This window comes from Streptomyces sp. JH002, from assembly GCF_050916115.1.
Lineage (GTDB): Bacteria > Actinomycetota > Actinomycetes > Streptomycetales > Streptomycetaceae > Streptomyces > Streptomyces xiamenensis.
In genome coordinates, this window is the sequence record NZ_CP087989.1 from 2,640,337 (window position 1) to 2,665,638 (window position 25,302).

Here is a 25,302-nt window from a genome sequence, read left to right on the forward strand (position 1 = left end):
CCGGGACCGGCGAGCGCCCCGGTCACAGGCCGTCCGCCAGGAGTTCGGCGAGATGGCGGGCCTTGCGGCCCGCTAGCTGATCCAGCTGGGTACGGCAGGAGTAGCCGTCCGCGACCAGCTCGGCGTCCTCGGGGGCGCGGCGTACGGCGGGCAGCAGCTGGTCCTCGGCGCAGGCCACCGACACGTCGTAATGGCCCTTCTCGAAGCCGAAGTTGCCGGCCAGCCCGCAGCAGCCCGCCGACAGCTTGCCGCTCAGCCCCGCGCGTTCGCGCAGCCGCCGGTCGGCGGCGTCGCCCAGGATCGCGCTCTGGTGGCAGTGGGTCTGCCCGGCCACCGGCCGGTCCAGGCGCGGCGGCTCCCACCCGGGCGCGCTCTCCTCCAGGGTCTCGGCGAACGTGCGGACGGCGTCGGCCAGTTGTGCGGCGCGCGGGTCATCGGGCAGCAGCTCGGGGATGTCGGTGCGCATGGCGGCGGCGCACGGCGGCTCCAGGACGGTCACCGGCAGCCCGGCGTCCAGCGCGGGGGCGAGATGGTCCAGGGTGCGGCGCATCACCGTGCGGGCGGTGTCGAGCTGGCCGGTGGTCACGTACGTCAGCCCGCAGCACACCGGGCGCGGCGGCACCGCCACCTCCACTCCGGCCGCGTCGAACACCCGGACCGCCGCCCGGCCCGCCTCCGGGGCCAGGTAGTTGGTGAAGCTGTCGGGGAACAGCACGATCCGCTCGCGGTCGCGGCTCCCGTCGGCTCCCCGGGCGGCGGCGGGCAGCCGCCGGCCCTGCGCACGCCACCAGCGGGTGAACGGCTCGGTGGCGATCGCCGGAATGGGACGTTCGGGGGCGATGCCGCCCAGCCGCTTGGCGAGCGCGGCCAGCGGCGGCACCTTGGCGCCCGCGTTGGCCAGCGGTGCCGCGCGCAGCGCCGCCGTCAGCCGCAGCCACTGCGGCAGCCGGCCCATGGCGTAGTGCGCGGCGGGCCGCCGCCGCCCCCGGTAGCGCTGGTGCAGGAACTCCGCCTTGTAGGTGGCCATGTCCACCTCCACCGGGCAGTCGCCCCGGCAGCCCTTGCACGACAGACACAGGTCGAGCGCGTCGGCGACCTCGGTGGACTGCCAGCCGTCCGTGATCACCTCGCCCACCAGCATCTCGTGCAGCAGCCGGGCCCGGCCACGGGTCGAGTGCTTCTCCTCCCCCGTGGCCCGGTAGGAGGGGCACATCACCTGACCCGGGCTCGCGGTGGATTCGCGGCACTTGGCGACGCCGACGCAGCGCCGCACGGCGGCCGAGAAGTCCCCTCCGTCGTGCGGGTATCCGAACGCCACCGGCACCGGCTCCTTGGGCAGCCCCGTGAACCGCAGTTGATCGTCCAGCCGGTCCGGGCGGGCCAGCACACCGGGGTTCAGGCCGCCGTCCGGGTCGCACAGATCCTTGAACGCGTGGAAGGCGTCCACGAGTTCGGTCCCGTACATGACGGGCAGCAGTTCGGCGCGGGCCAGCCCGTCACCGTGCTCCCCGGACAGCGAACCACCGTGCGCGGCCACCAGCCGCGCCAACTCCGTGCTGAACTCCCGGAACCTGGCGATGCCCGGCGCGGTCAGCAGATCGAAGTCGATGCGCACATGGATGCAGCCGTCACCGAAGTGCCCGTACGGCAGCCCGCGCAGACCGTAGTCGCGCAGCAGGGAGCGGAACTCGCGCAGATAGCCGGCCAGCCGGGCGGGCGGCACCGCGCAGTCCTCCCAGCCCGGCCACGCCTCGCCGCCGTCGGAGAGCCGGGTGGCGGTGCCGGAGGCGTCCTCGCGGATCCGCCACAGGACGCGCTGCCCGGCCGGGTCGGTGATCAGGGTGTGGCCGGTGGCGCCGTCGGCCACGGCGGCGTCGATCAGCCGGCGGGCTGCGGCCCCCGCCTCGGCCGGGTCGGCGCCGCCCATCTCGACGAACAGCCAGGCGCCGCCGCGCGGCAGGGCGTCCCGGGCGGCAGGGCTGGCGACCAGGTCCTTGGCCATGCCCTCGACGGTGAGCGGGCCGTGCGGGAGCAGACCGGGCGCCGCCTCCGCCGCACCCGACTCGTCGGGGTAGCCGAGCACCGCCAGCACCCGGGCACCCGGGGTCTCCACCAGCCGTACGGTGGCCTCGGTGAGCACGCCCAGGGTCCCCTCGCTGCCGGTGAAGGCGCGCGCCCAGTCCCGGCCGCGCTCGGGCAGCAGCTCGTCCAGGGCGTACCCGGAGATGCGGCGCGGCAGTTCGGGGAAGCCGGTGCGCAGCAGCGCCAGTTCGCGGTTGACGAGGTCCTCGGCGGCCGTCCGCAGGTGGTGCGGCAGGTCGCGTCCGCCCCGGGTGAGCGGCAGCCGTTCGCCGCGGTAGGTGAGGGCGTCCAGGGCGTGCACGTTGTCGGCGGTGGTGCCCCAGGCGACGGAGTGCGAGCCGCAGGAGTTGTTGCCGATCATGCCGCCGATGGTGCAGCGGGAGTGGGTGGAGGGGTCGGGCCCGAAGGTCAGCCCGTGCGGCGTGGCGGCGTCGCGCAGCGTGTCACAGATGACGCCGGGCTGGACGACGGCGGTACGGGCCCCGGCGTCCAGGGAGAGGATCCGGTTCATGTGGCGGGTGAAGTCGAGGACGACGCCCACCCCGGTGGCCTGTCCGGCGATGGAGGTGCCGCCGCCGCGCGGGACGACGGGCACGCCGTGCTCGCGGCAGACGGCGAGCGCGGCGGCCACGTCATCGGCGTCGTACGGGGCGACCACCCCGACCGGCACGCGCCGGTAGTTGGAGGCGTCCATGGTGGTCAGGGCCCGGGCGGCGGCGTCGAACTCCACCTCACCGCGCATCACCGCCCGTAGCCCCGCCGCGAGTTCCGTTGTCCCGGTGCTGTGCTGGTGTGCCATGCACCCCAGCGTGCACCGTCGCACCGCGCACCGGGAACCGCCGCACCGGCCGAAGGTGGCCGACCACCGGCCCGCCGGGTCACAGCAGGAGCAGCGTCTTGCCCAGCGCGGTGCGGTCCTCCATGGCCGCGTGGGCGGCGGCGGCGCGGTGCAGGGGGAAGGTCTGGCCGATGACGGGGCGGATCTCGCCCGCCGCCGCGCGGGTCATCATCCGCCGGGCCCAGCGGCCGGTGTGCGGGCCGAAGCCGTACAGCTGCTCGATGCCGATCACCTCCACGCCGCGCCGCCGTGCCGCGTCCCGGTCGATGACCGTGGCCTCGCCGCCGGCCGCGCCGTGCACCGAGAACCGGCCGCCGCGCGCCGTCACCGTGAACGCCTCCCGTCCGATGCGCCCGCCGACCCCGTCGAAGACGAGGTCGGCCCCCGTACCGCCGGTGGCCTCGCGGACCCGTGCCGTCCAGTCCGGCGCGGTGTAGTCGACGGCCACCTCCGCGCCCAGTTCGCGGGCCAGCGCCAGCTTGCGCCCGCCCCGCGCGGCGGCGATGACGCGCGCGCCCGCCGCACGGGCGAGCTGCACCAGCAGGCTGCCGACCCCGCCGGCCGCCGCCTCCACCAGGACCCACTCGCCGCGGTGGAGGCCGGCCCGCTCGGCCAGGCCCTGAGCGGTGGCGCCGTCGCTGTACAGGGCGGTGGCCTCGGGCAGGCCCAGCCCGTCCGGCACCCGGAAGAGGTCCCGCTCCGCCACGGCAGCCCGCTCGGCGAAGCCTCCGGTCTCGCCCGTGCCGGCCAGCACCCGGCGCCCGTGCCACCGCGGGTCCACCCCCGCGCCGACGGCGCCGACCCGGCCGGCGACGAGGCCGCCGGGGATGTACGGCAGCCGCGGTGTGGCGTGCCAGGGATCGGTGCCCTGCCGGATCCGCGTCTCGACGAACGTCATGCCCGCCACGGCGACATCCACGACCACCTGCCCCTGCCCGGCCACCGGGTCGGGTGCCTCACCGGTCACGAGCACCTCGGGGCCCCCGAAGCGGACCACCCGCACCACTCTCATCGCCCGTGCTCCCGTCCGTTGTGTCCTTCGCTGTCGTTCTCCGGCCGAGCGTGCGACATCAAGTGCGGTTGAGGTCAATCCGGGGAGGCGGGATGGCTTGGCATATACCCGCAGCCGATGATCAAGCCCGAACCATTTCCATTGCCATGAGAACCCAAAAGGACGCAGAACTCTCCTATAGTGTTCGGCAATTGATCGAGGTGGTTCCGCTCCACCGACGCCGACACCGACACCGACACGCCCGCTCCGCATCTGTCCGAGGTCTTCGATTGATGACAGCGCATTCCCCCACCGCGCACCCCGGGACGGAGCGTTCCCCGCTGCGGCAGGTGCTGCTGATCCTGGTGATCGGCACCCTCACCATCGGCCTACTCACCGCCGCCGGCTGGCTGCTGTTCGGTGAGGGGTTCCTGAGCCGACCCACCACCTGGTTCGCGCAGGCCGTCTCCGCCGCCCTGGTGATCACCCTCGCCGTCGCCGCCCACGCCCGCCACACCGTCGCCGCGCTCCGCGCCGAGCTGGCCGAACGCGAGCGGCGCGCACAGCACTTCGCCGGTCACACCGTCCCCGCGCTCGCCGCCCGGCTGCGCACCGGCACCTCCGCCGCCACCGCGCTGGCCACCGCCGAGACCCCGGCCGACGACGCCCACCGCCGCGTCATGACGCTGCTCGCCGAAGAGATCAGCCGCAGCGAGACCAGCAAGGCCGCCGCCATGGCCGCCTGCGCCAACGCCGCCGGACGGATGCAGGCGCTCGCCACCTCCATGCTCGCCGACCTGCGCGAGATGGAGCACCGGCACACCGACGAGGCCGTCCTCGGCGACCTCCTCCACCTGGACCACCGCACCGCCCAGGCCGGGCGGCTCGCCGACTCCATCGCCGTACTCACCGGGGCCCGTTCCGGCCGCCGCTGGGCCAAGCCCATCGTCATGGAGTCCATCCTGCGCGGCGCCATGGGCCGCATCGGCGGCTACCAGCGGGTGCGGCTGCACTCCGCCAGCCGGCTCTCGGTCGCCGGGCACGCCGCCGAGGGCGTCATGCACGCCCTCGCCGAACTCCTGGACAACGCCGCCAACTTCTCCCCGCCCACCGCCGAGGTCCACGTCTACGTCGAAGAGGTCCCCTCCGGGGTCATCATCACCGTCGAGGACTCCGGGCTGGTGATGAGCGAGGTCGCGCTGCGCCGCGCCGAACGCGCCGTGTCCGCCGCCCCGCTGGACCTCACCGCCCTGTCCGGTACGCGGCTCGGCCTGGCCGTGGTCGGCGCGCTCGCCCGCAAGCACGGCATGTCGGTGTCCTTCCGCCCCTCCGCGCGCGGCGGCACCGGCGCGCTCATGATGATCCCGCAGGAGCTGATCTCCCGCCCCAAGCCGGACGCCACCCCGGCCGTCGCGCCGCCCGAGCCGGTCACCACCGGCTCCGGCCGCACCCGCGGTGCCCGTACCGAACGCCCGGCGCTGCGCGAGGTCACCGCCGTTCCGGCGCCGACCGCCGAGCACGCCCCGGCCGGCCAGGAGCCGGAGGACGCCCCGGCGCCGCCGGACGGCACCGAGTACGGCGAGAGCGGCCTGCCCAAGCGGCGCCGCGGCCGCACCCTCGCCGCCGCGCACACCGACCACGACCCGCCCACCCGCAAACTGCGGCCCCGCGCCAACCACTCCCCCGCCGAATCGGCCGCCCGCTTCGGCACCTTCCGCCGTGCCGTACGGGGCGAGACCCCGGCCGCGAAGGACGCTCCCGCCCGCGACCGTGCCCCGGGCCGGGACGCCCAGGGCACCGGCCCCGCCGCCGGCGACGACACCGGCCCCGGCGCCGACACCCAGACACTCCAGCCGGAGGACGAGAACCGATGACCGCACCAGCCATGGGGGAATACACCGATGCCCGGCAGTAGTACCGCAGCCACCTCAGCCACCGGGGACGACGAGCTGAACTGGCTGCTGGAGAGCCTCCAGCAGCGCACGCCGGGCACCCGGCACGCTCTGGTGCTCTCCCGCGACGGCCTCAAGCTGTTCCACACCCCCGAACTCTCCGAGGACCAGGCCGACCAGCTCTCCGCCATCGCCTCCGGCGTGCAGAGCCTGTCGTACGCCGCCTCCATCGAGTTCGGCGACGGGACGGGCGGCGTACGGCAGTCGATGACGGAGTTCCACGGCGGGCTGCTGTTCATCGTCGAGGCCGGGGACGGCGCCCATCTGGCCGTCGTCGCCTCCGAGAACGCCGATGTCGGCCTGGTGGGGCACAACATGAACGAACTGGTCGAGCAGTTGGGCGACCACCTCAGCTCGCCACCGCGCGAGCAGCCCGACGGCGGCGGCGGGCGGCCATGAGCCGCCCGGGCCGGGACGAGGACCCCGACCGGCTCTACACCCTCACCGGAGGGCGCAGCCGGGCGGGCTCCGCCGCCGCGTTCGACCTGGTCACGCTGGTGGTGAGCGAGGGGGAGCCGACCGCGGGCATGCAGTCGGAGCACGCCACCATCCTGCGGCTGTGCCAGTTCCCCACGGCCGTGGTCGAGATCGCCGCCGAACTGAAGCTGCCCATCAGCATCGTGAAGATCCTGCTGTGCGATCTCCTCGACGAGGGCCGCATCACCGCCCGCCATCCGCGTACCGCCGCGGTCCCGCCCCCGGGGTCGGGACCTGGCCGCACCGCGATGGCGGCCACCGGCACCGGCGGCCCGGCCGCCGCGCACGCCGCCGCCCCCCTACCCGATCCACATCTCCTTGAGCAGGTGCTCGTTGGACTCCGCAACCTCTGACCATCCGCCGCTGCCCGAGCGGCGAGAGCGGCGCATCCCGCTGGGCGGCAGCGCCGACAACGGGCTGAAGATCGTTGTCGTCGGCGGCTTCGGGGTCGGCAAGACCACCATGGTCCGCTCGGTCAGCGACATCCGGCCGCTGAACACCGAGGAGGTCATGACCCAGGCGGGCGCGGACGTGGACGACCTGTCCGCCGTGCGCGGCAAAACCTCCACCACCGTGGCCTTCGACTTCGGCCGGATCTCCCTCAACGAACAGACCGTGCTGTACCTGTTCGGGGCACCCGGGCAGGAACGGTTCTGGTTCCTGTGGGACCGGCTGTTCGCCGGCACGCTCGGCGCCGTCGTCCTGGTGGACACCCGCCGGCTCGCCGACTCCTGGTACGCGATCGACCGCCTGGAGCAGCACGGCACGCCGTTCATCGTGGCCCGCAACGACTTCGGCGGACCGCCGCACACCCAGCAGCAGATCAGGGACGCCCTGGACCTGCCCGAGCACATCCCGCTGCTCGACTGCGACGCCCGCTCCCGGGAATCCAGCAAGCAGGTCCTGATCACCCTCGTCGAGCATCTGCACGCTCTGTCCACGTCCACCGCCGGCCGGCCGGTTCAGGAGACGACCACACCGTGACCTCACCCCAGCACCCACCCACCGCCGGCGGGACCACCCCGCCCCCCGGCTGCCCCGCGCACGCCGGAGCCGTACCGCTGTCCGGGCCCCGGTTCCAGACCGAACCGGCCGAGCTGTACCGGGAGATGCGGCGCGACCACGGCGCGCTGGCCCCGGTGACGCTGGCCGGTGACGTCCCCGCCTGGCTGGCGCTGGGCTACCGCGAACTGCACCAGATCTACAGCGATCCGGTGCTCTTCAGCCGCGACTCGCGGCACTGGCGGCAGTGGGACACCATCCCGGCCGACTGGCCGCTGCGCCCGATGGTGGACCACTCCTTCGATTCGGTGCTGTGGACGACCGGCGAGCGGCACTCCCAGCGGATCGCCATGACCGAGAACGCGCTGGAGGGTGTCGACAACTTCGAACTGCGCCGCACCGCCGAGGAGATCGCCGACCGGCTGATCGACACGTTCTGCGGGCAGGGCGAGGCCGAGCTGATCTCGCAGTACGCCACCCTGCTGCCCGCGCTGACGCTGGTGCGGGCGTGCGGCTACCAGGACGACGAGGGCCCCGGACTGGCGCACTCCATCAACGAGTTCCTCAACGGGACCGAGGAATCGCTGAAGGCATTCCGCCACTTCCACGCCGCCACGTACGCGCTGGTGGACGCGCGCCAGCAGGCCGCCTCCGCCGACATCGCCTCCCGGATGCTGGCCCACGGCGGGTACGGGCGCGAGGAGATCGTGCAGGACCTGGCGGTCATCATCGTCTCGGGCCAGCAGCCCACCGCCGACTGGATCGGCAACTCGCTGCGGCTGATGCTCACCGACGACCGATTCGCCGCCTCCCTCACCGGCGGCCGGCACTCGGTCAACGAGGCCATGAACGAGGTGCTGTGGGAGGACGCCCCGCTGCAGAACTCGGTGGCCCGCTTCGCCACCCGCGACGTGCAGCTGGGCGGGCAGCACATCCGGGCCGGCGACATGGTGATCATGGGCATCGCCTCCGCCCACCACGACCCGCAGATACGCACCGGCGGCACGTCGTTCACCGGCGGCAACAACGCCAACTTCGCGTTCGGGCACGGCGAGCACCGCTGCCCGTACCCCGCGCAGGAGATCGGCGAGACCATCGCCAGAACCGGCATCGAGGTGCTGCTGGACCGCCTGCCGGACGTCGAACTGTCCATCCCGGAGGCCGCCCTGGTGTGGCGCCCCTCGGTGTGGATGCGTGGCCTGACCGCGCTGCCGGTGCGCTTCACCCCGGCACCGGCGGCACGGTCGTTCAGATGAGAGGTACGCCCGTGAGACCTGACTCAGTGAGAGGTTCCCGATAGATGACCTGCCCCGTGCAGCACAACGGCTCCGCCCCCGTCGTACTCGACCCCTACGTCAAGGACCTGCTCGGGGAGGGCGAGCGGCTGCGCGCCGCGGGGCCGCTCGTCCGGGTGGAGCTGCCCGAGGGCGTCACCGCCTGGGCCGTCACGCACCTCGCCGAGGCCCGCAAGCTGCTGACCGATCCGCGGCTGGTGAAGGACGTGAACCAGTGGGGTCCGTGGCAGCGGGGCGAGATCGGGGCCAACTGGCCGCTGCGCGCGCTGGTCGACCCGGGGCCGAGCATGCTGGTGGTCGACGGTGAGGAGCACCGTCGGCTGCGCACCCCGGTCTCCCAGGCGTTCACGCCGCGCCGGGTGGAGGCCATGCGGCCGCGGGTGGCCCGGATCACCGAGGAGCTGATCGAGGAGCTGGCGGCCCGGGACAACGGGGAGCCGGTCGATCTGAAGCCGGCGTTCGCGTACGAGCTGCCGATGCGGGTCATCAGCGACCTGATGGGCCTGGAGGCGGCGGGCGACAACCGGCTGCGCGAGCTGTTCGACTCGCTGTTCTCCAGCTTCACGCCGCCCGAGGGGCTGCCGGCGGTGCTGGAGGAGCTGTCCACCCGCTTCACCGCGATGGTGGCGGAGAAGAAGCGCAACCCGGGCGATGACCTGTCCAGCGCGCTGCTGAACGCCGCCGAGGAGGGACTGGCGCCGCTGACCGACGAGGAGGTGGTCGCCACCATCCAGGTGATCATCGCCGCCGGTCACGAGACGACCATCTCGCTGCTGCTCCAGGCCGTGCGCGGGCTGCTCAGCCACCCCGAGCAGCTGGCGCTGGCGACCTCCGGGAAGGTCGGCTGGGACGCGGTGGTGGAGGAGGCGCTGCGCTGGTCGCCGCCGATCACCCATGTGCTGATGCGGTTCGCGTCCGAGGATGTCGAGATCGGCGACACGGTGATCGCGAAGGGCGAGGGCCTGGTTCTCTCGCTCGGGCCGATGGGCATGGACGAGTCCCAGTTCGGGCCCACGGCGCGCGACTTCGACATCACGCGGGAGCAGCCGAACCGGCATCTGTCGTTCGGGCACGGCACGCATGTGTGCCCGGGGGCGCCGCTGTCGCGCCTGGAGGCCGAGCTGGCGCTGCCCGCGCTCTTCGAGCGGTTCCCGGACATGCGGCTGGCGGTGCCGGCCGAGGAGCTGCACAACAATCCGTCGGTGACGCAGAACGACCTGGCGTCGCTGCCCGTGCTGCTGTCCGGTCGGAGCTGAGCCGGAGCGCCCCTCACCCCCGTCAACCGGGTGCCCGCCACCCTCACCCCCGCGACCTGCGGGGGTGAGGGTGGTACGCGTGCGTACGCAGGCTCCGGAGCCGCTCGCGGACCGTCCGCCTGGTGATGATTTCCGTCTCACCGGACGGACAAGGTACGGAGGGACCCCCCGGACGGACTACGCTCCGCTCGTGGCCGACATCGAGATTCCCGCTGACATCAAGCCCGCCGACGGCCGGTTCGGCGCTGGCCCCTCCAAGGTGCGCACCGAGGCGCTGAACGCCCTCGCGGCGACCGGCAGTTCCCTCATGGGCACCTCACACCGGCAGGCTCCGGTGAAGCGCCTGGTGGGGCGGGTGCGCGAGGGCGTGCGCGAGCTGTTCTCGCTCCCCGAGGGGTACGAGGTGGTGCTCGGCAACGGTGGCTCCACCGCCTTCTGGGACATCGCGACGCACGGCCTGATCGAGGCGAAGTCGCAGCACCTGACGTTCGGCGAGTTCTCGTCGAAGTTCGCCAAGGCGGCGCGCCTGGCGCCGTGGCTGGACGAGCCGACGGTGATCAGCTCCCAGCCCGGCACCCACCCGCTGCCGCGCGCCGAGCGGGGCGCGGACGCGTACGCCCTGACCCACAACGAGACCTCGACGGGTGTCGCGGCGCCGATCCAGCGGGTGGCGGGCGCCGACGAGGGCTCGCTGGTGCTGGTCGACGCCACCTCGGGCGCGGGCGGGCTGCCCGTCGACATCACCGAGACGGACGTGTACTACTTCGCGCCGCAGAAGTCGTTCGCGTCGGACGGCGGACTGTGGATCGCGGTGTTCTCCCCGGCCGCCCTGGCGCGGGCCGAGCGGATCGCCGCCTCCGGCCGGCACATCCCCGAGTTCTTCTCGCTGCCGACCGCCATCGACAACTCCCGCAAGGACCAGACGTACAACACCCCGGCGCTGGCCACGCTGTTCCTGCTGGCGGAGCAGCTGGAGTGGATCAACGGCCAGGGCGGCCTGGAGTGGTCCACCGCCCGCACCGCCGACTCGGCGGCGCGGCTGTACGGCTGGGCGGACAAGTCGGAGCGGGCCACCCCGTTCGTGACCGACCCGGCGCAGCGCTCGCAGGTGATCGGCACCATCGACTTCGCCGACGACGTGGACGCGGCGGCGATCGCCAAGGCGCTGCGCGCCAACGGCATCGTGGACACCGAGCCCTACCGCAAGCTCGGCCGCAACCAGCTGCGCGTCGCCATGTTCCCGGCGATCGACCCGGCGGACATCGAGGCCCTGACGGCGTGCGTCGACTACGTCATCGAGCGCCTGTAACCGGCGGGCTGCTTTACGAGTCGTCCCGGTCGACGGGTTCGACCGGCTGACGCAGGACCGTCCTCAGCTTCTCGGGGGCGGTCCTGCGCGGGTCTTTGAGGTACACCTCGTGGTGCGCGCCGGCCGGTCGCAGGCCGTGGGCGGCGAGGTAGGTGGCGTGCAGCTCCGTCATCAGCGGTGTCTCGTCGTCGTAGGACCCGATGTGCAGCACCTGGGCGCTGCGGCCCTCGTGGAGGGTGAGCGGGCGGACCTCGGAGATGACGGGGTTCTTCTTCTTGGCGAGGGCGGTCTCCCTGGCGTCCTCGATCATCCCGTCGGTGATCCAGGAGGGCAGGCTGATGAGCATCGTCCAGTTCCAGGCGTCCTTGGCGCGGCTGGTGAAGACCCCGGGATCGGGTGACCACCACAGCCCTTCCAGCGGCCCGACGACGAAATCGCCGTCCGGGGTGCCCTTGCTCGCGAACTTGAGGGTGTACGCGACCCCGTAGAGCGCCTCGACCGCGCGGGCGTAGGCGGGCGCGGTGTTCGGGTCCCCCGTGCCGTCGACGGCGAGGAACCGCTGCTCGGGGACGTCCACGAGGTCCCAGGTGGTGTTCTTCGGGGCGTAGAGCGCCTTGTTCTCGCGCTTGACGTCGTACGGTGCCACGGCTGTCTCTCCCTGTGCTCGGTAGCGGTCCAGCCACGCCTGTTCGGCGGTCAGCTGGCCGAGGGTGTAGTCGAAGATCGCGCGGACGAACTCCGGGGCGTGCCGGGCGTCGGGGGCCGCCCGGCGGACGGCCTCGACGCGCTCGGCCAGCGCGGCGGCCCGCCGGTCGAGGGCGGCGCGTACGTCCTCGGGTGCGACGGCGGGCTGGTTGGCCAGCCCGACCAGGACGCGCGGGAAGACCGGGTGGATCTCCGCGATCGCCCGCTCGGCGGCGAGCGCGCACACGCGGCGGCCCTCGTCGGTGGCGGCATACACCTTGCGCGCCTTGCCGCCGACCGGGGGCGCGTCCCCGGCGGGGGCGATCAGTTCGCGCTCGCGGAGCTTGGTCAGCAGGTAGTAGATCGAGCTGAACCCGATCTCCGTCCACTCCCGCATTCCGCGTTCGGTGATCACCGCCTCCAGCTCGTATCCGTGTCGGGGTCGCTCCACCAGCAGCCCGAGCAGCGTCAGCTCGGCGGCGGACAGGTCCGGCTTCATGGCGCCTATCCTAGCGCTAGAATAAGCGCCGTGAATCACGGCCGATGAGAAGCCGGGGAGAGCAGCGGCCCGGCAAGCCCGAAAACCGTCGCCGTCGCCGACGACAGTAGAGGAACGATCGTTCTTGACTGATCATTCCCGAACGTCATAGGGTCATGTCATGGGAAGACCAAGGGCGTTCGACGAGGACGTGGCGGTCCGCGCAGCCGTGGATCTGTTCGGCAGCCGTGCCTACGACGGGGTGTCCGTCGACGATCTCGTGGCGCACCTCGGCGTGCACCGCAACAGCCTGTACAAGACGTTCGGCAGCAAGCGCGGCCTCTACATGGCCGCCCTGCGCCGCCACCTCGCCGATGACGTCCGCCCCTTGGTGGACACGCTCGCCACCGCTGCGGACGCGGCGACCGCGCTGCGGCTCATCACCTCCGCCGACCTCGGTCTGCTGCTGCTCGCGGTCGCCGAACGGGCGCCGGCCGACGAGGAGGTCGCCGCCGAGGTGACGGCCGCGCTCGACGCGGTCGACCGGGCGATCGCCGACGCCCTCGGCATTCCCGCCCCCCTGGCCGCCGCCCTCACCGCCACCGCACTGGGCCTGCTCCTGCGCGGAAGCTCCGACAGCGTCGGCGCCACGCTGTCCCAACGCCTCGATCTTCTCGTCTGACAAGGAAACCCCTATGGCACTGGTTCGCATCGACGGTGACGACCTCGTCGTCGTGATCGAGGGACTCCACAAGGTCTGGGCGCTGAAGAGCAGCCTGACCATCCCCCTGGCCAACGTGCGGGGCGCCACCGCCGACCCCGGCATGATCGCCGAGCCCAAGGGGATCCGCGCACCGGGCACCCGCGTCCCCGGCCTCATCACGGCGGGCACGTTCCACCTCAATGGCGAGAAGGTGTTCTGGGACGTCAGGGATCCGGCGAAGACCGTCGTGGTCGAACTCGCCGATCAGGAGTACGCGCGGCTGGTCCTCCAGGTCGACGACCCCCGCGCCACCGTCGCCCTGGTCGAGAACGCCCTCACCTGAGCCGAAGGAGACACCCGATGTTCCTCCGTTTCGCCGCGGTCGCGATGGCCCTGGCCTTCACGACCGTCAGCCCGGCCGAGGCGGCTCCGCGCCTGGTGCCCGCCGCCGACCGCGAGGTCGTCTTCACCGTCGACGGGACGACGACGTACGGCACCCTGCACGTCCCCGCGCACCGGCCCGGGCAACGACTGCCGGCCGCGCTGCTGCTGCCCGGCAGCGGACCCACCGACCGCGACGGCAACCAGCCACCCGCCCTCACCCCGAACACCCTGGGCCTGGTGGCCGAGGCCCTCGGCGAAGACCAGGTCGCCACACTGCGGTTCGACAAGTACGGCACCGGCCGCACCGGGCTCGGCGCCTATGCGGACCGCCCGGAGGAGCTCGACTACCCGGCCTTCGTCCGCCAGGCCCAAGCCGCCTACGGGGTGTTGCGCGACCAGCCGGAGACCAACCGGCACGCGCTGACGATCGTCGGGCACAGCGAGGGCGCGATGACCGCGCTGCAACTCGGCGGCACCGTCCACCCGCGCCCCAGCGGCCTGGCACTGCTGCAACCGCAGGCGATACGCCTGCTGGACCTGGTCACGCTGCAACTGAAGGACCAGATCGCCGAGGCGACCCGGCAGGGCCTGTTCACCCCCGAGGAGCAGCGCGTCATCAACACGGCGATCGACGCCGCCGTCACCGCCCTGCGCGAACGCCGACCGGTCGACACCACAGAGCTGCCGGCCCCCATCGCCCAACTCTTCGAAGCCTTCCAGGGAACGAGCCATCAGTTCGTGCTGACCTCCGACGCCATCCACCCGCCGGACACCGTCGCCGCACTCCGGCCCGGGACCAGGGTCCTCGTGACCTGTGGCACGAACGACCCCCAGGTCCCGTGCGCCACGACCGACGCCCTGACCAGCGCCCTGCGCCACGCACACGTCGGCACACCGGGCCGGGTGACCCTGCACGGAGTGGACCACCTCCTGCACGACGACGCCCACCCGGACACCCTCGCCCCGGCCGTACTCAACGCCTTGCACCGCTTCACGAAGTGCTGAGACGGCGGCCCACGAGCGAAACCCCGAACGGCCTCCACTCCCCCGCCGCTTAGCCGCACACGCGCCGTTGAGCACACGCCGTTGACCGCGCCATGAACGCCGTCGTGCGGTCGGGATGTACGAGCCTCCCGATCCGGATCGCCCGGCCGATTCCGCGACGGAGCGTCGTCGACACGTTGTCCGCAGAGCCGTTGGCCCTGTGGACAACGGGGGGTTGAGGACGTCAGGAGACGCGGCCCGGCGGCGCTTCCCGCCCGGTGATGAGACGGTGCCACAGGCGGCCGAGGGCCGTGCGAGGGCGGCGGGTACGGGTGCCGGGGCGGGGGTAGCGGATCGGTTGGGGGCGGGGCGGGTCCTCAGGGGCTGTGTACAGCGGGACCTTGAACCCTGCGGCGTCGGTGGGTGCTTCGCGCATGGCGTCGGCGTAGTCGATGATCGTGTGGTGGAGCCGGGCGAGACATGGTTCGCAGACGTAGAACTGGGCGTAGTGCCCGGCCGTTGACGCCGAGCCGAGCCACAGCACCCACGTGCAGCGGTTTCCGCACCACAGCCAGCAGCGGCCCAGCACCCATTCCGAGCGGTCACCCACGCGGGGCGGCGCGGGCCGGGTGTCGGCGAACGTCAGGTCCGGGAGCCGGGGAACGGACGTCATGACCGCCGCCTGCTGTTGAGGCGCGTCCCGGTCAGCCGGGACCGGGCGTGCAGGGTCAGCGCCTCCCCCGTCGCGAACTCCAGCCGCCGCCCACCCCGCGTCGTGAGGATCAGGTCGGCCACCACCAGCGCTCGCCCGCCCACCTGGATCACATCGCCGACGAGGACGGTCTCGGCGGTGATCTCGACTACCTCCGGAACGCTCATCCGGACACCGCCCGCGTCACGGCCGCCAACTGCCGCACGGTCGCGGGCCGCAGATCAGCGGCAGGGGCATGCGTCTCGAACGACGCGTCGTCGTACGCCCGCACCCGAATCAGCGCCCCCACCGTGTAGACGACCACCACCACCCGCTCCAGCTCCGCACTCCACACCACCGCCCCCGGCGACAGATGCTGACGCGCCAGCCCACAGATCAGATCCGGAACAAGCCGCCGCACGATCCCCAGCGACATCCGGTGGACGGAGATGGTGGGCGAGAGCCCGGGGTTGAGGCTGACCTGTGTCGTGGAGACGCCCAGCAGGGCCAGGGTCTCGCGCAGTTGAAGGAGTTCCATGGGGACTTGGGGGAGTTCCAGCCGTTCGGCCGTACGCACGACCGCTCCTCTCCGTAGTGAATCCACTACCACTAGGAGTGAGCGTGGCCCAGCCTTGGGAATCATTCAAGTAATCAAACGAGAATGAAAGGTGGGTGAATCCCCCGGTGAACCGCAAGGACTTGAACCCGGACAGTTCCCCTCAGGCAGCCTTCGGAGCACGTTTGCGCAGCTCACGCGAGGCCCGTGGATGGACTCAAGATGATCTCGCCCACCTCATGGGGTATTCCAGCGTTCATATTTCGGCCGTCGAAACTGCTCGGAAGCCTCCGACTCTTCGATTCTCGCGTAGCGCGGATCGCGCCTTCGGCGTCGAGGGCACGGATACCTTCGAGCGTGAGTGGCGTGAACTCCGGCACGGCTCGCTGTTGGAGGGCTTCCCGCAGTACGTGGGGTATGAGGGGCGCGCGGTGGAGATCCGGCTGTACGAGATCGGGATCATCCCCGGGCTGCTCCAGACACCGGAGTACGCCCGTGTCCTGGCCGACAGCGCCGTTCGACGCGGAGCGATCGCTCCCGAGCAGGCGACCGAGCGCGTCGCGTTTCTCGCGGAGAGGCAGGCAGCGCTCGTCAGGTCCCGCCCTCCCATGATGCTGGTTGTCATGGACGAAAGCTGTATGCGTCGTCAAGTGGGCGATCCCGCCGTCATGGACGCGCAGTTGGCCCACCTGGCCGAGTTCGCCGAGCTGCCCAACGCCGTTCTTCAGATCGCCCCTTACGCCATAGGGGAGCGCCGCCCGTTCGACCTCCCGATGAACCTGCTGACGCTGCCGGACCTGTCCGTGATCGCGTACGCAGAGTCGCAAATGCGGGGGCACCTGGAGCGCGAAACAGGCTCCGTCCTGCCCTTGTTGACGGCCTACCATCAACTACAGGCCGAAGCGCTGTCCCCAACGGCATCGGTGGCCATGATCAACGAGGCACGAAAGGGCACCCCGTGACGACCGCACCCGAGTCCCCCCGCTGGTTCACGTCCTCCTACAGCAACAACGGCGGCAATTGCGTGGAGGCTGCGGCGAACCTCGCCGCTTCCCACGGCGTGGTCCCCGTCCGCGACTCCAAGCAGCACGACGACGGGCCCGTGGTGGCCTTCCCCACCCCCGCTTGGTCCGCGTTCGTCACCGCGCTGAAGCGGTGATCCGCCTTGCGGCCCCCTGCCAGCTTGGGGCAGGGGGCGAGGGTGGCAGGGCGAGATGATGCGCGCTGACGGCGCCCGGGTGGGTAGCCGTGCACTACCGTGCGGGGCATACCGCTGGCAGAGGAGCCACGTTGACAGATCAACACCAGGGCACCATGCATTTCCTTTTCGAGATGGGGATGCTGAAGCGCGCGAAACGCACGGGCTGGTGGATCGCTGGTGTCAAAGATCCGGAGACAATCGCCGAACACAGCTTCCGGGTTGCTCTGATCGGTGCCACGCTGGCGTACATGGAGGGTGCCGACGCCGGTCGTGTCGCGCTGCTTTGCACACTGCATGACACCCAGGAGACGCGAGTCGGCGACATCCCGTGGATCGGTCGGCGGTACGTGAAGGCGGCTTCCAACTCCGACGTCACCAGAGATCAACTGTCCCAGGCCCACCCTGCCGTCGCGGCTGGTTTCCAGTCCGCCGTCGACGAGTACGAGGCGGCCGAGACCACCGAGGCGCGAGTCGCCCGCGACGCCGACAAACTCGAATGCATGATCCAGGGCCTGGAATACCTCGCGCAGGGGCACGGACCGGCACAAGAATGGGTTGACAGCACCCGGGCGAAGCTGGTGACGAAATCCGCCATTGAACTGGCCGATGCGGCGCAGACGATGTCCACAACGGAATGGCAGCGCGTTTATCTGCCCTGAGCTGTCCCAGTCTCCGGGACGCCAACTCCGTGGCGTCCGAACACGGAGACGTGCCGGGACGCCTGCTGAGGCCGGGCCGAAGCTGGGCTGCCGCCTCCCACACCGGCAACGAGTGGGAAACGGCGATCCGCCCCCGGTCCGGCCTCCTGTGGTGACGGTCAGCCACTCAGGCGCTGGTATTTGCGGATGGCCAGGGGGAGGACGACGGCCGTGATCAGCAGGGGCCAGACCACCGCCATCAGCAGGGCGTTCTCCTCGATCCAGCTGCCGCCGGTGGGCATCGGGTTGCCGAAGAGTTCGCGGATGGCCCCGGCCGTGGCCGAGACCGGGTTCCACATCGCGACGGTGCCCAGCCAGTCGGGCATCAGCGAGGGCGGAGTGAAGACCGAGGAGACCATGCCGAAGGGGAACGCGACGGCGAACAGGTTCCCCGCCGCCTCGGTGCTGGGCACCAGCAGACCCAGCAGCACGCCGATCCAGATCAGCGCGAAGCGCAGCAGGAGCAGCAGGCCGAAGGCCGCCAGTGAGGCGAGCGGGCCGCCGTCCGAGCGCCAGCCGATGACCAGCGCGATGCCGGCCAGGATCAGCAGGTCCAGCCCGGCGTGCAGCACATCGGAGACGCCGCGCCCGGTGACGACCGCCGAGGGCGCCATGGGCATCGAGCGGAACCGGTCGATGACCCCGCGTTCCTTCTCGACGGCCACCGCCATCGCGGTGTTCATGAAGCCGAAGGCCATGGTCATGGCGAACATGCCGGGCATGGCGTACGAGACGTAGTCGGCGCCGTCGCCGACGTCCATGGCGCTGCCGAAGACGTACACGAACAGCAGCACCGAGACGATGGGGAAGCCCAGTTGCCAGGCGATGACGGCGGGCTCCCGCACCAGGTGGGTCAGTTCGCGGCGGACGAGGGTCCAGCAGTCGCGGACGGCCCAGTACACGCGGCGTTCCGGGCCGTCGAGGGTGGGGATGTCGGTGCTGCTCATGCGGGGGTCGGCTCCTCGTTCGACTCGTTCGGCGTGGTGTCGGGGTCGGTGTCGGGGTCGGTGTCGGTGTCGGTGTCGGTCAGCCGCAGGTACACCTCGTCGAGGGTGGGGCGGCGCAGTCCGATGTCGGTGACGGCGATGCCCTGGTCCTGGAGGGTGCGGGCGACCTCGGTGAGCGCGGGCACGCCGTCGCGGACGGGGGCGGTGACCCGCAGCCGTTCCGTGTCGTGTTCGGGCTCCGCGCCGTCGGTGGCGACGCGGGCGACGGCCTTGATCGCGGCGGGCAGGTCGGCGGGTCCTGCCACCACGACCTCCAGGCGGTCGCCGCCGAAGGCGCGTTTGAGGGCGGCGGGGGTGTCCTCGGTGATCTTGCGGCCGTGGTTCATGACGAGGATCCGGTCCGAGAGCTGGTCGGCCTCGTCCAGGTAGTGGGTGGTGAGCAGCACGGTGGTGCCGGTGGCGGTGAGCCGGCGGACCGCGTCCCACACCTCGCCCCGGCCGCGCGGGTCGAGCCCGGTGGTGGGCTCGTCCAGGAAGAGCACCTCGGGCGCCAGCACCATGCTCGCGGCGAGGTCGAGGCGGCGGCGCATGCCGCCGCTGAAGGACTTGGCGGGGCGGTCGGCGGCCTCGGTGAGGCTGAACTGCTCCAGCAGCGCCTCGGCGCGGGCGTCCGCCCGGCGGGCGTCGAGGTGGAAGAGCCGGCCGAACATCCGCAGGTTCTGACGGGCGGTGAGGATCTCGTCGACCGCCGGGTGCTGGCCGGTGAGCCCGATCCGGCGCCGCACCGCGCGGGGGTCGCGCCGTACGTCGACGCCGGCCACCTCGGCCCGGCCGCCGTCGGCGCGGATCAGGGTGGTGAGGATGCGCACGGCGGTGGTCTTGCCGGCGCCGTTGGGCCCGAGCAGCCCGCAGACGGTGCCGCTCGGCACGGCCAGGTCCAGGCCGTCCAGGGCGGTCTTGCCCTGCTTCCCGTAGGTCTTGCGCAGATCTTCCGCGCGGATGGCGATCATGATCCCCCCTCTGTTGGGTACAGTGTACGCAGAACAGCGTACGCCGTACCCAGTAGAGGGGGACAGTGATTAAATGGGCCACACCATGAGCACGGCACACAACGGCGGCAGCGAGGACATCACGCGCAGCCTGCGTCTGATGTGGGAGGGCCGCGAGGCCCCGAACCGCGGCCCCCGCCCCGGGCTCAGCCTGGACGCCATCGTCACCGCCGCCATCGAACTCGCCGACCGCGACGGGATCGCCGCCCTGTCCATGCGCAAGGTCGCCGCCGAACTCGGCGTCGGCGCCATGAGCCTGTACCGGTACGTCCCGGGCAAGGAAGAACTCCTGGACCTGATGCTCGACCGGGTCAACGGCCCCGACCCCGGCGAGACCATGGAGCCCGCCCCCGGCACCGGCTGGCGCGAACGCCTCGAACAGGTCGCCCGCGGCTCCTACGCCACCTACCTGCGCCACCCCTGGCTGCTCCAGGTCAACCAGTCACGCCCGCTGCTGGGCCCCAACGCCCTGCTGGGCTTCGAGTTCTCCCTCACCGGGCTGCGCGGACTGCCCCTCGGCGGCCGGGAGAAGGTCGCCGTCATCCAGACCCTCGACGCCTACGTCACCGGACTGGCCCGCACCCACGTCCTGGCCCAGCAGCTCTCCGAGCAGAGCGGCATGAGCGACCAGGAGTTCTGGGACACCCAGGCGCCCCTGATGGAGATCGCCCACCGCTCCGGCGCCTACCCCGAGGTCTTCGCCCTGTCCGAGGACAGCTTCGACATCACCGGCGACGAGATCTTCGCCTTCGGCCTCGACCGGGTGCTCGACGGCCTGGAGGTGTACTTCGGGCGGCCGGACGCCGCCGGGGACCCGGACCGGGAGCCGGACCCGAAGCCGGACTCGGTCAGCGGGAACGGCTGCGGCTGAACAGCAGGCGGCGCAGCGCCACCACCAGGACCGTCCCCAGCGCGAAGGTCACCAGCAGCCGGGCGAACGCGGCGGAATCCTCCTCGGCCCCGCCCCCCGCGTCCGGGTCGGCCGGATCATTGCCCTGGGCGGGCGGTACGGCACCGGAGTCCGCCCCCTCCTCGTCCTCCCCGTCGCCCTCCCGCAGGCTCTCCGGCAGCAGCTCGCCCTTCAGCTCCACCGGCACCACCTCGCTGCGCTCCCCCTCCGAGCCGTACATCAGGTACCGCCCGTCCGGCGTGAACGTCATCGACTCGCCCTGCGGCTGCGCCGGGATCAGCAGTTGCCGGTTGATCCGGTCCCCCAGCCCCTCCTCCGTCCACTCATACATCCGGGCGGTGAAGTACCCGCGCAGCGCCAGCCGGGTGCCGTCCGGTGAGAACGCCCCGTCCGTCATCCACAGGTCGATGTCCGCGACCCGCTCGAAGGTGTTGACCTCCGTCGTCGACAGCGTCTCGGGCCCGGCGTACAGGGCCCCCGGCTCCTTGCGCTTCTTGCTGGCGATGTAGACCCGCCCGGTCTGCGGATGCACCATCAGGGACTCGGCGTCCCGCGGCCCGTCGTCGTACCGCACCCGGTAGACGTCCGGCACGACCGTCGCGTCCGCCAGCACCTCCGGTTCGGGCACCCGGTAGATCCACACCTCGTCCCAGCTGCCGTCGAAGTTGTCCCCGATGTCCCCGACGTACAGCGCCCCGTCCGGGCCGAAGTGGACCGCCTCCACGTCGCGCATCTCGGCGCCCTGGAGGGTGAGGGTGGCCACGGTCCGCCCGGTGGCCGCGTCCACGGCGTACAGGTACGGGCCGTACCCGCTGTCGTTGTGCGTCCAGTACACCCCCGGGTGCCGGGTCGAGGCCGCCAGACCGCTGGACTCCGTGATCCGCTCGTCCTCGATGGTGAACCGCTGCGGCGCCTCGTCCTGCGTCGGGCGCGCCCCGGGCGCCGCCGCCAGCAGCACCGCGCTCATCACTCCGGCAGCCGCACTCCAGACCGTCATGCGCCCAAGAGTGCCAGAACACGCTTGCCTGGAGCGCACTCCAGGGAGTTCAGTGTCGATCATGAAGTACACACAGCTGGGCCGCACCGGCCTCAAGGTCAGCCGTCTCGTCCTGGGCACCATGAACTTCGGCCCGTTCACCGACGAGGCGGGCTCGCACGCCGTCATGGACGCCGCCCTGGGCGCCGGCGTCAACTTCTTCGACACCGCCAACGTCTACGGCTGGGGCGAGAACAAGGGCCGCACCGAGGAGATCGTCGGCTCCTGGTTCGGGCTCGGCGGCGGGCGGCGCGAGAAGACGGTACTGGCCACCAAGGTGTACGGCTCCATGCACCTGGGCGAGGGCGACCCCTGGCCGAACGAGGACCGGCTGTCCGCCCTCAACATCCGGCGCGCCGTCGAAGCCAGCCTCAAGCGGCTGAACACCGACTACATCGACCTCTACCAGTTCCACCACGTGGACCGGCACACCCCGTGGGAGGAGATCTGGCAGGCCATCGACGTCCTCGTCCAGCAGGGCAAGATCCTGTACGCCGGCTCCAGCAACCACGCCGGCTGGCACATCGCGCAGGCCAACGAGACGGCCGCGCGGCGCGGCTCGCTCGGCCTGGTGAGCGAGCAGTGCCTGTACAACCTGGTCGAGCGGCGCGCCGAGATGGAGGTGATCCCGGCCGCCGAGAACTACGGGCTCGGCGTGATCCCGTGGTCCCCGCTCAGCGGCGGGCTGCTGGGCGGCGCCATCCGCAAGGAGAACGAGCGCGGTGAGCGCCGCAGCGGCGGCGGCCGGGCGGCCGAGGTGCTGGCCGACCCGGTACGGCGCGCGCAGGTCCAGGCGTACGAGGACCTGGTGGCCGAGCACGGCCTGGAGCCGGGCGAGGTGGGTCTTGCCTGGCTGCTGACCCGGCCCGCCGTCACCGGGCCGATCGTCGGGCCGCGGGTGGCCGAGCAGCTGGAGTCCGCGGTGCGGGCGGTGGAGCTGGAACTCAGCCCGGAGCTGCTCGCCAAGCTGGACGAGATCTTCCCCGGCCCGGGCCCCTCCCCCGAGGCGTTCGCCTGGTAGGCCGCGCGCGGCCGGTCAGCCGAAGAGGGCGGCCAGCGCCACCACGGCCAGGATGAGCACGAGCGCGCCGCTGACGATGCGGGTTCGGGTCTTGGTGTTCACGCGCTCAAAGGTAGCTCAGCCGCCGGCGCCGCCGCCCAGCGGCCACGACGCCTCGGTGCTGTAGCGGGAGCCGTCGGGACCGGTCTCGCTGCGCACCAGCACCAGCTCGCCGGCCGCCCACGGGCGGCCGGCGAAGGCGTCGAGACGCTCGGCGTACGGGGCCAGCGCGGTGCGCGCGCCGCGCCGGGCGAGGGCGACCGTCAGGTGCGGTACGTACCCGGGCCGCTCGTCGGGCAGCAGGCCCAGGGCGGTGCCCGTGGCGCGGGCCGCCGTCGCCAGGGCGGTCAGCGGTTCCGTGTCCCCGTCCACCCCGGCCCACAGCGCGCGGTCGCCGAACCGGCCACCGCCCGCCAGCCGCAGGATGAGCGTGCTCCCCGCGGTGGCCACCGCCGCCAGGCGCTGCCGCAGTTCGGGGACGAGTTCGTCGGGGACCTCGCCGTAGAAGGCGAGCGTCAGATGCCACCCGGCCACCGGCGTCCAGCGCACGCCCCGCGTGTCCCGCTCGTCCTGGCGGCGCAGCGGGCGCACCGCCCGTTCCAGCTCCCGTACCGCCCCGTCGTCCGGGAAGAGCGCGGCGAAAAGTCTCATGGGTGCGATGTCCCCCCTGGCTAGGATCGGGCCGCATGGAGATCCGATCGGGTGGCAGTGACGATATTCCCCTCATACTCGGCATGCTGGACGGTGCCGTGGAGTGGCTGGCGGCCGGCGGACGGACGGGGCAGTGGGGCAGCGAGCCGTGGTCGGGGCGGCCCAGGGCGGTGGCGCGGGTCGGGGAGATCGTCGCGGAGGGGACTCCGTGGGTCGCCGAGATCGACGGGGAGCCGGCCGGGACGATGACGCTCACCCCGGGCCCGGGACCGTACATCGCGCCCGCCGGGGAGCCCGAGGTGTACGTGCATCTGCTGGTGACCGACCGCCGTTTCGCGGGGCGGGGCGTGGGGGCCGCGCTGCTGGAGCACGCCGTGGCCGAGGCCCGGCGGCAGGACATCTCGCTGCTGCGCGTCGACTGTTACGCGGGGGACGACGGGCGGCTGCTCGCCTACTACCTCGCGCAGGGGTTCGGGCTGGTGGAGCGGTTCACCGCGAACGGGGACTGGCCGGGCGCCCTGCTGGCCCGCCGGGTCTGACGGGGCCGGGCCCGCACGACGGTGGGGCGGTGGCCCGTACGGAGTGGGTCCGTACGGGCCACCGCCCCACCGGGTGGCCGGTATCGCGGGCCGGTCAGGCCGTGGTGGCCACCGGCTGCGGATCGCGGGGCACCAGCGCCAGCGCCCGGCGCCCGGCCCGCAGGTCGATGCGCAGCCGCAGGCCGCCGATTCTCGCGAGCACCAGGGCGAGCGCCATCGTGCCCAGCAGGCAGATCGCCCCGCCGGCGGCCATCCCGACGCGCGGACCGAAGCTGTCGGTGACCCAGCCGACCACCGGCGCCCCGATCGGCGTGCCGCCGAGGAAGACCATCATGTACAGGCTGATCACCCGGCCCCGCATCTCCGGTTCGGTGTTCAGCTGGATGCCGGCGTTCGAAGACACCTGGAAGGTCATCGCCACCAGGCCCATCGGCACCATCAGCACCGCGTAGACCCAGAAGAACGGGGCGGCCGAGGACAGCATCAGCACCGCGGAGAACAGTGCCGCGGCGGCGAAGGTGAAGCGCATCCGCCGGCTGCCGCGCCGGGCGGCCAGCAGTGCGCCGACGACCGAGCCGGCGCCCATCAGGGTGTTCAGCAGGCCGTAGCTGCCGGCCCCGGCGTCGAAGACGCCGTCCGTGAAGGCGATGGCCCACACCGGAAAGTTGAACCCGAAGGTGCCGATGAAGCCGACCAGCACGATCGGCCACAGCAGTTCGGGGCGGCTGCCGACGTAGCGCAGGCCCTCGCGCAGCTGGCCCTTCCGGCGTGGGGCGCGGTGGGAGGCGTTCAGTTCGGAGGAGCGCATCATCATGAGGCCGACGATGGGCGCGGCGAACGAGAGCCCGTTGACGATGAACGCCCAGCCACCGCCCACGGCGGTGATCAGCACACCGGCGACGGCGGGGCCGATGAGGCGGGCGGAGTGGAAGTTCGCGGAGTTCAGGGAGACCGCGTTCGGCAGCAGCCGGGGGCCGACCATGTCGGCCACGAAGGTCTGGCGGGTGGGGTTGTCGACCACGGTGACGACGCCGACCACGAAGGCCAGGGCGTACACGTGGTACACGTTCACATGACCGGTGATGGTCAGGGCGCCCAGCAGCAGGCCGGTCAGGCCCAGCGAGGACTGGGTGACGAACAGGAGCCGCCGCTTGTCGAAGCGGTCGGCGAGGACTCCGCCGTAGAGGCCGAACAGCAGCATCGGCAGGAATTGCAGGGCGGTGGTGATACCCACCGCGGTGGCGGATCCGGTCAGCTCGTGCACCAGCCAGTCCTGGGCGATCCGCTGCATCCAGGTACCGATGTTCGATATCGAGGACCCGAAGAAGAACATCCGGTAATTGCGGACCGCGAGGGAGCTGAAGGTCGTGAGGGGGGCGTCGTGGTGATCGTCGGTCGGTGCGGGTGCGGAGTCTGCTCCGGGTCCCGAACTCAAGAGGACACTCCTTTGTGCGGTGGTGCGGTTCGTGCGCTTCGTGCGGTGGTGCGCTTCGTGCGGTGGTGCGTGACTCCGTACGGCGGTACGCGGT

Annotated in this window: 27 protein-coding genes; 16 read left to right on the forward strand and 11 right to left on the reverse strand. The window is 72.1% G+C overall.

Features of this window, described 5'->3' with window-relative positions:
* Nucleotides 1-22 precede the first annotated feature (22 nt).
* Together H7827_RS11795 and H7827_RS11800 are read right to left on the reverse strand one after the other, a co-directional pair.
* Nucleotides 23-2,881: an FAD-binding and (Fe-S)-binding domain-containing protein gene (locus H7827_RS11795; protein ID WP_432744784.1), complete on the reverse strand. Its 2,859-nt coding sequence runs from the start codon at nt 2,879-2,881 to the stop codon at nt 23-25.
* 79 nt (nt 2,882-2,960) lie between these two features.
* Nucleotides 2,961-3,932 (reverse strand): zinc-binding dehydrogenase, encoded by a 972-nt coding sequence (locus H7827_RS11800; RefSeq protein WP_432744786.1) that lies wholly within the window; start codon nt 3,930-3,932, stop codon nt 2,961-2,963.
* 272 nt (nt 3,933-4,204) lie between these two features.
* On the opposite strand from H7827_RS11800, the gene H7827_RS11805 reads away from it, so the two are divergent.
* From H7827_RS11805 to serC, 7 genes are all read left to right on the forward strand, one after another.
* The gene (locus tag H7827_RS11805) at nt 4,205-5,785 is read left to right on the forward strand and encodes an ATP-binding protein (protein ID WP_432744788.1); all 1,581 of its coding nucleotides are present in this window, start codon (nt 4,205-4,207) and stop codon (nt 5,783-5,785) included.
* Between the two features lie 27 nt (nt 5,786-5,812).
* A complete protein-coding gene (locus H7827_RS11810; RefSeq protein WP_432744789.1) occupies nt 5,813-6,262 on the forward strand; it encodes a roadblock/LC7 domain-containing protein in 450 nt (149 codons plus the stop codon).
* Nucleotides 6,259-6,693, forward strand: coding sequence for a DUF742 domain-containing protein (locus H7827_RS11815; protein WP_376045807.1), 435 nt, complete (start codon nt 6,259-6,261; stop codon nt 6,691-6,693). The genes H7827_RS11810 and H7827_RS11815 overlap by 4 nt, the downstream gene beginning before the upstream one ends.
* The gene (locus H7827_RS11820) at nt 6,674-7,324 is read left to right on the forward strand and encodes a GTP-binding protein (protein WP_030729341.1); all 651 of its coding nucleotides are present in this window, start codon (nt 6,674-6,676) and stop codon (nt 7,322-7,324) included. The genes H7827_RS11815 and H7827_RS11820 overlap by 20 nt, the downstream gene beginning before the upstream one ends.
* On the forward strand, nt 7,321-8,598 hold the full coding sequence (locus H7827_RS11825) for a cytochrome P450 (RefSeq protein WP_432744792.1): 1,278 nt from the start codon (nt 7,321-7,323) through the stop codon (nt 8,596-8,598). Before H7827_RS11820 ends, H7827_RS11825 begins: the two co-directional genes overlap by 4 nt.
* A 44-nt stretch (nt 8,599-8,642) precedes the next feature.
* Nucleotides 8,643-9,893: a cytochrome P450 family protein gene (locus H7827_RS11830; protein WP_432744794.1), complete on the forward strand. Its 1,251-nt coding sequence runs from the start codon at nt 8,643-8,645 to the stop codon at nt 9,891-9,893.
* A gap of 190 nt (nt 9,894-10,083) precedes the next feature.
* A complete protein-coding gene (gene serC, locus H7827_RS11835; RefSeq protein ID WP_432744796.1) occupies nt 10,084-11,202 on the forward strand; it encodes a phosphoserine transaminase in 1,119 nt (372 codons plus the stop codon).
* Between the two features lie 13 nt (nt 11,203-11,215).
* Here the strand turns inward: serC and H7827_RS11840 are convergent, their stop codons facing one another.
* The gene (locus H7827_RS11840) at nt 11,216-12,385 is read right to left on the reverse strand and encodes a GyrI-like domain-containing protein (RefSeq protein ID WP_432744798.1); all 1,170 of its coding nucleotides are present in this window, start codon (nt 12,383-12,385) and stop codon (nt 11,216-11,218) included.
* A gap of 160 nt (nt 12,386-12,545) precedes the next feature.
* Between H7827_RS11840 and H7827_RS11845 the strand changes: the two genes are divergently transcribed.
* Genes H7827_RS11845 through H7827_RS11855 form a run of 3 tightly spaced genes read left to right on the forward strand, consistent with a single transcriptional unit; the run spans nt 12,546 to nt 14,456 of the window.
* Nucleotides 12,546-13,046 (forward strand): TetR/AcrR family transcriptional regulator, encoded by a 501-nt coding sequence (locus tag H7827_RS11845; RefSeq protein WP_046724473.1) that lies wholly within the window; start codon nt 12,546-12,548, stop codon nt 13,044-13,046.
* A 13-nt stretch (nt 13,047-13,059) separates the two neighbouring features.
* Nucleotides 13,060-13,410: a hypothetical protein gene (locus tag H7827_RS11850; protein WP_030729357.1), complete on the forward strand. Its 351-nt coding sequence runs from the start codon at nt 13,060-13,062 to the stop codon at nt 13,408-13,410.
* A 17-nt stretch (nt 13,411-13,427) separates the two neighbouring features.
* A complete protein-coding gene (locus H7827_RS11855; RefSeq protein ID WP_432744800.1) occupies nt 13,428-14,456 on the forward strand; it encodes an alpha/beta hydrolase in 1,029 nt (342 codons plus the stop codon).
* Nucleotides 14,457-14,679: 223 nt separating this feature from the next.
* On the opposite strand, the gene H7827_RS11860 is transcribed toward H7827_RS11855, so the two are convergent.
* The 3 genes from H7827_RS11860 to H7827_RS11870 are packed head-to-tail and all read right to left on the reverse strand — an operon-like array spanning nt 14,680 to nt 15,703.
* Nucleotides 14,680-15,108 (reverse strand): hypothetical protein, encoded by a 429-nt coding sequence (locus H7827_RS11860; RefSeq protein WP_432744802.1) that lies wholly within the window; start codon nt 15,106-15,108, stop codon nt 14,680-14,682.
* On the reverse strand, nt 15,105-15,314 hold the full coding sequence (locus H7827_RS11865; protein WP_030729360.1) for a hypothetical protein: 210 nt from the start codon (nt 15,312-15,314) through the stop codon (nt 15,105-15,107). The genes H7827_RS11860 and H7827_RS11865 overlap by 4 nt, the downstream gene beginning before the upstream one ends.
* A complete protein-coding gene (locus tag H7827_RS11870; protein ID WP_432744805.1) occupies nt 15,311-15,703 on the reverse strand; it encodes a hypothetical protein in 393 nt (130 codons plus the stop codon). Before H7827_RS11870 ends, H7827_RS11865 begins: the two co-directional genes overlap by 4 nt.
* A gap of 107 nt (nt 15,704-15,810) precedes the next feature.
* On the opposite strand from H7827_RS11870, the gene H7827_RS11875 reads away from it, so the two are divergent.
* The 3 genes from H7827_RS11875 (at nt 15,811) to H7827_RS11885 (ending at nt 17,542) form a co-directional block, all read left to right on the forward strand.
* Nucleotides 15,811-16,644 carry a helix-turn-helix domain-containing protein gene (locus tag H7827_RS11875; protein ID WP_432744807.1) on the forward strand — a complete coding sequence of 278 codons (834 nt, stop codon included), beginning with the start codon at nt 15,811-15,813 and terminating at the stop codon, nt 16,642-16,644.
* A complete protein-coding gene (locus H7827_RS11880; RefSeq protein ID WP_432744809.1) occupies nt 16,641-16,841 on the forward strand; it encodes a DUF397 domain-containing protein in 201 nt (66 codons plus the stop codon). Before H7827_RS11875 ends, H7827_RS11880 begins: the two co-directional genes overlap by 4 nt.
* A gap of 155 nt (nt 16,842-16,996) precedes the next feature.
* On the forward strand, nt 16,997-17,542 hold the full coding sequence (locus tag H7827_RS11885; protein ID WP_432747978.1) for an HD domain-containing protein: 546 nt from the start codon (nt 16,997-16,999) through the stop codon (nt 17,540-17,542).
* 158 nt (nt 17,543-17,700) lie between these two features.
* Here H7827_RS11885 and H7827_RS11890 read toward each other — a convergent pair whose 3' ends face one another.
* On the reverse strand, nt 17,701-18,528 hold the full coding sequence (locus H7827_RS11890; RefSeq protein WP_432744811.1) for an ABC transporter permease: 828 nt from the start codon (nt 18,526-18,528) through the stop codon (nt 17,701-17,703).
* Entirely contained in the window at nt 18,525-19,538 is a 1,014-nt protein-coding gene (locus H7827_RS11895) for an ATP-binding cassette domain-containing protein (protein ID WP_432744813.1), read from the reverse strand. Before H7827_RS11895 ends, H7827_RS11890 begins: the two co-directional genes overlap by 4 nt.
* An 85-nt stretch (nt 19,539-19,623) precedes the next feature.
* On the opposite strand from H7827_RS11895, the gene H7827_RS11900 reads away from it, so the two are divergent.
* On the forward strand, nt 19,624-20,448 hold the full coding sequence (locus H7827_RS11900; RefSeq protein ID WP_432744815.1) for a TetR/AcrR family transcriptional regulator: 825 nt from the start codon (nt 19,624-19,626) through the stop codon (nt 20,446-20,448).
* On the opposite strand, the gene H7827_RS11905 is transcribed toward H7827_RS11900, so the two are convergent.
* Complete coding sequence (locus tag H7827_RS11905) at nt 20,426-21,484, reverse strand: hypothetical protein (RefSeq protein ID WP_432744818.1); 1,059 nt, start codon at nt 21,482-21,484, stop codon at nt 20,426-20,428. The genes H7827_RS11900 and H7827_RS11905 overlap by 23 nt on opposite strands.
* A 61-nt stretch (nt 21,485-21,545) precedes the next feature.
* On the opposite strand from H7827_RS11905, the gene H7827_RS11910 reads away from it, so the two are divergent.
* Nucleotides 21,546-22,544 carry an aldo/keto reductase gene (locus H7827_RS11910; RefSeq protein ID WP_390123118.1) on the forward strand — a complete coding sequence of 333 codons (999 nt, stop codon included), beginning with the start codon at nt 21,546-21,548 and terminating at the stop codon, nt 22,542-22,544.
* A 117-nt stretch (nt 22,545-22,661) separates the two neighbouring features.
* Here the strand turns inward: H7827_RS11910 and thpR are convergent, their stop codons facing one another.
* Nucleotides 22,662-23,234, reverse strand: a complete 573-nt coding sequence (gene thpR / locus H7827_RS11915) for an RNA 2',3'-cyclic phosphodiesterase (RefSeq protein ID WP_432744820.1) — start codon at nt 23,232-23,234, stop codon at nt 22,662-22,664.
* A gap of 35 nt (nt 23,235-23,269) precedes the next feature.
* On the opposite strand from thpR, the gene H7827_RS11920 reads away from it, so the two are divergent.
* The gene (locus H7827_RS11920) at nt 23,270-23,773 is read left to right on the forward strand and encodes a GNAT family N-acetyltransferase (protein WP_386541737.1); all 504 of its coding nucleotides are present in this window, start codon (nt 23,270-23,272) and stop codon (nt 23,771-23,773) included.
* 94 nt (nt 23,774-23,867) lie between these two features.
* Here the strand turns inward: H7827_RS11920 and H7827_RS11925 are convergent, their stop codons facing one another.
* Nucleotides 23,868-25,208, reverse strand: a complete 1,341-nt coding sequence (locus H7827_RS11925) for an MFS transporter (protein WP_386540146.1) — start codon at nt 25,206-25,208, stop codon at nt 23,868-23,870.
* Between the last annotated feature and the right edge of the window lie 94 nt (nt 25,209-25,302).

Excerpts from the sequence above, each read along its gene's own strand:
- H7827_RS11795 (WP_432744784.1), bottom strand. The coding sequence starts at position 2,881 with ATGGCACACCAGCACAGCACCGGGACAACGGAACTCGCGGCGGGGCTA.
- H7827_RS11800 (WP_432744786.1), bottom strand. The coding sequence starts at position 3,932 with ATGAGAGTGGTGCGGGTGGTCCGCTTCGGGGGCCCCGAGGTGCTCGTG.
- H7827_RS11805 (WP_432744788.1), top strand. The coding sequence starts at position 4,205 with ATGACAGCGCATTCCCCCACCGCGCACCCCGGGACGGAGCGTTCCCCG.
- H7827_RS11810 (WP_432744789.1), top strand. The coding sequence starts at position 5,813 with ATGCCCGGCAGTAGTACCGCAGCCACCTCAGCCACCGGGGACGACGAG.
- H7827_RS11815 (WP_376045807.1), top strand. The coding sequence starts at position 6,259 with ATGAGCCGCCCGGGCCGGGACGAGGACCCCGACCGGCTCTACACCCTC.
- H7827_RS11830 (WP_432744794.1), top strand. The coding sequence starts at position 8,643 with ATGACCTGCCCCGTGCAGCACAACGGCTCCGCCCCCGTCGTACTCGAC.
- H7827_RS11840 (WP_432744798.1), bottom strand. The coding sequence starts at position 12,385 with ATGAAGCCGGACCTGTCCGCCGCCGAGCTGACGCTGCTCGGGCTGCTG.
- H7827_RS11845 (WP_046724473.1), top strand. The coding sequence starts at position 12,546 with ATGGGAAGACCAAGGGCGTTCGACGAGGACGTGGCGGTCCGCGCAGCC.
- H7827_RS11850 (WP_030729357.1), top strand. The coding sequence starts at position 13,060 with ATGGCACTGGTTCGCATCGACGGTGACGACCTCGTCGTCGTGATCGAG.
- H7827_RS11855 (WP_432744800.1), top strand. The coding sequence starts at position 13,428 with ATGTTCCTCCGTTTCGCCGCGGTCGCGATGGCCCTGGCCTTCACGACC.
- H7827_RS11860 (WP_432744802.1), bottom strand. The coding sequence starts at position 15,108 with ATGACGTCCGTTCCCCGGCTCCCGGACCTGACGTTCGCCGACACCCGG.
- H7827_RS11865 (WP_030729360.1), bottom strand. The coding sequence starts at position 15,314 with ATGAGCGTTCCGGAGGTAGTCGAGATCACCGCCGAGACCGTCCTCGTC.
- H7827_RS11885 (WP_432747978.1), top strand. The coding sequence starts at position 16,997 with ATGCATTTCCTTTTCGAGATGGGGATGCTGAAGCGCGCGAAACGCACG.
- H7827_RS11890 (WP_432744811.1), bottom strand. The coding sequence starts at position 18,528 with ATGAGCAGCACCGACATCCCCACCCTCGACGGCCCGGAACGCCGCGTG.
- H7827_RS11895 (WP_432744813.1), bottom strand. The coding sequence starts at position 19,538 with ATGATCGCCATCCGCGCGGAAGATCTGCGCAAGACCTACGGGAAGCAG.
- H7827_RS11900 (WP_432744815.1), top strand. The coding sequence starts at position 19,624 with ATGAGCACGGCACACAACGGCGGCAGCGAGGACATCACGCGCAGCCTG.
- H7827_RS11905 (WP_432744818.1), bottom strand. The coding sequence starts at position 21,484 with ATGACGGTCTGGAGTGCGGCTGCCGGAGTGATGAGCGCGGTGCTGCTG.
- H7827_RS11910 (WP_390123118.1), top strand. The coding sequence starts at position 21,546 with ATGAAGTACACACAGCTGGGCCGCACCGGCCTCAAGGTCAGCCGTCTC.
- thpR (WP_432744820.1), bottom strand. The coding sequence starts at position 23,234 with ATGAGACTTTTCGCCGCGCTCTTCCCGGACGACGGGGCGGTACGGGAG.
- H7827_RS11920 (WP_386541737.1), top strand. The coding sequence starts at position 23,270 with ATGGAGATCCGATCGGGTGGCAGTGACGATATTCCCCTCATACTCGGC.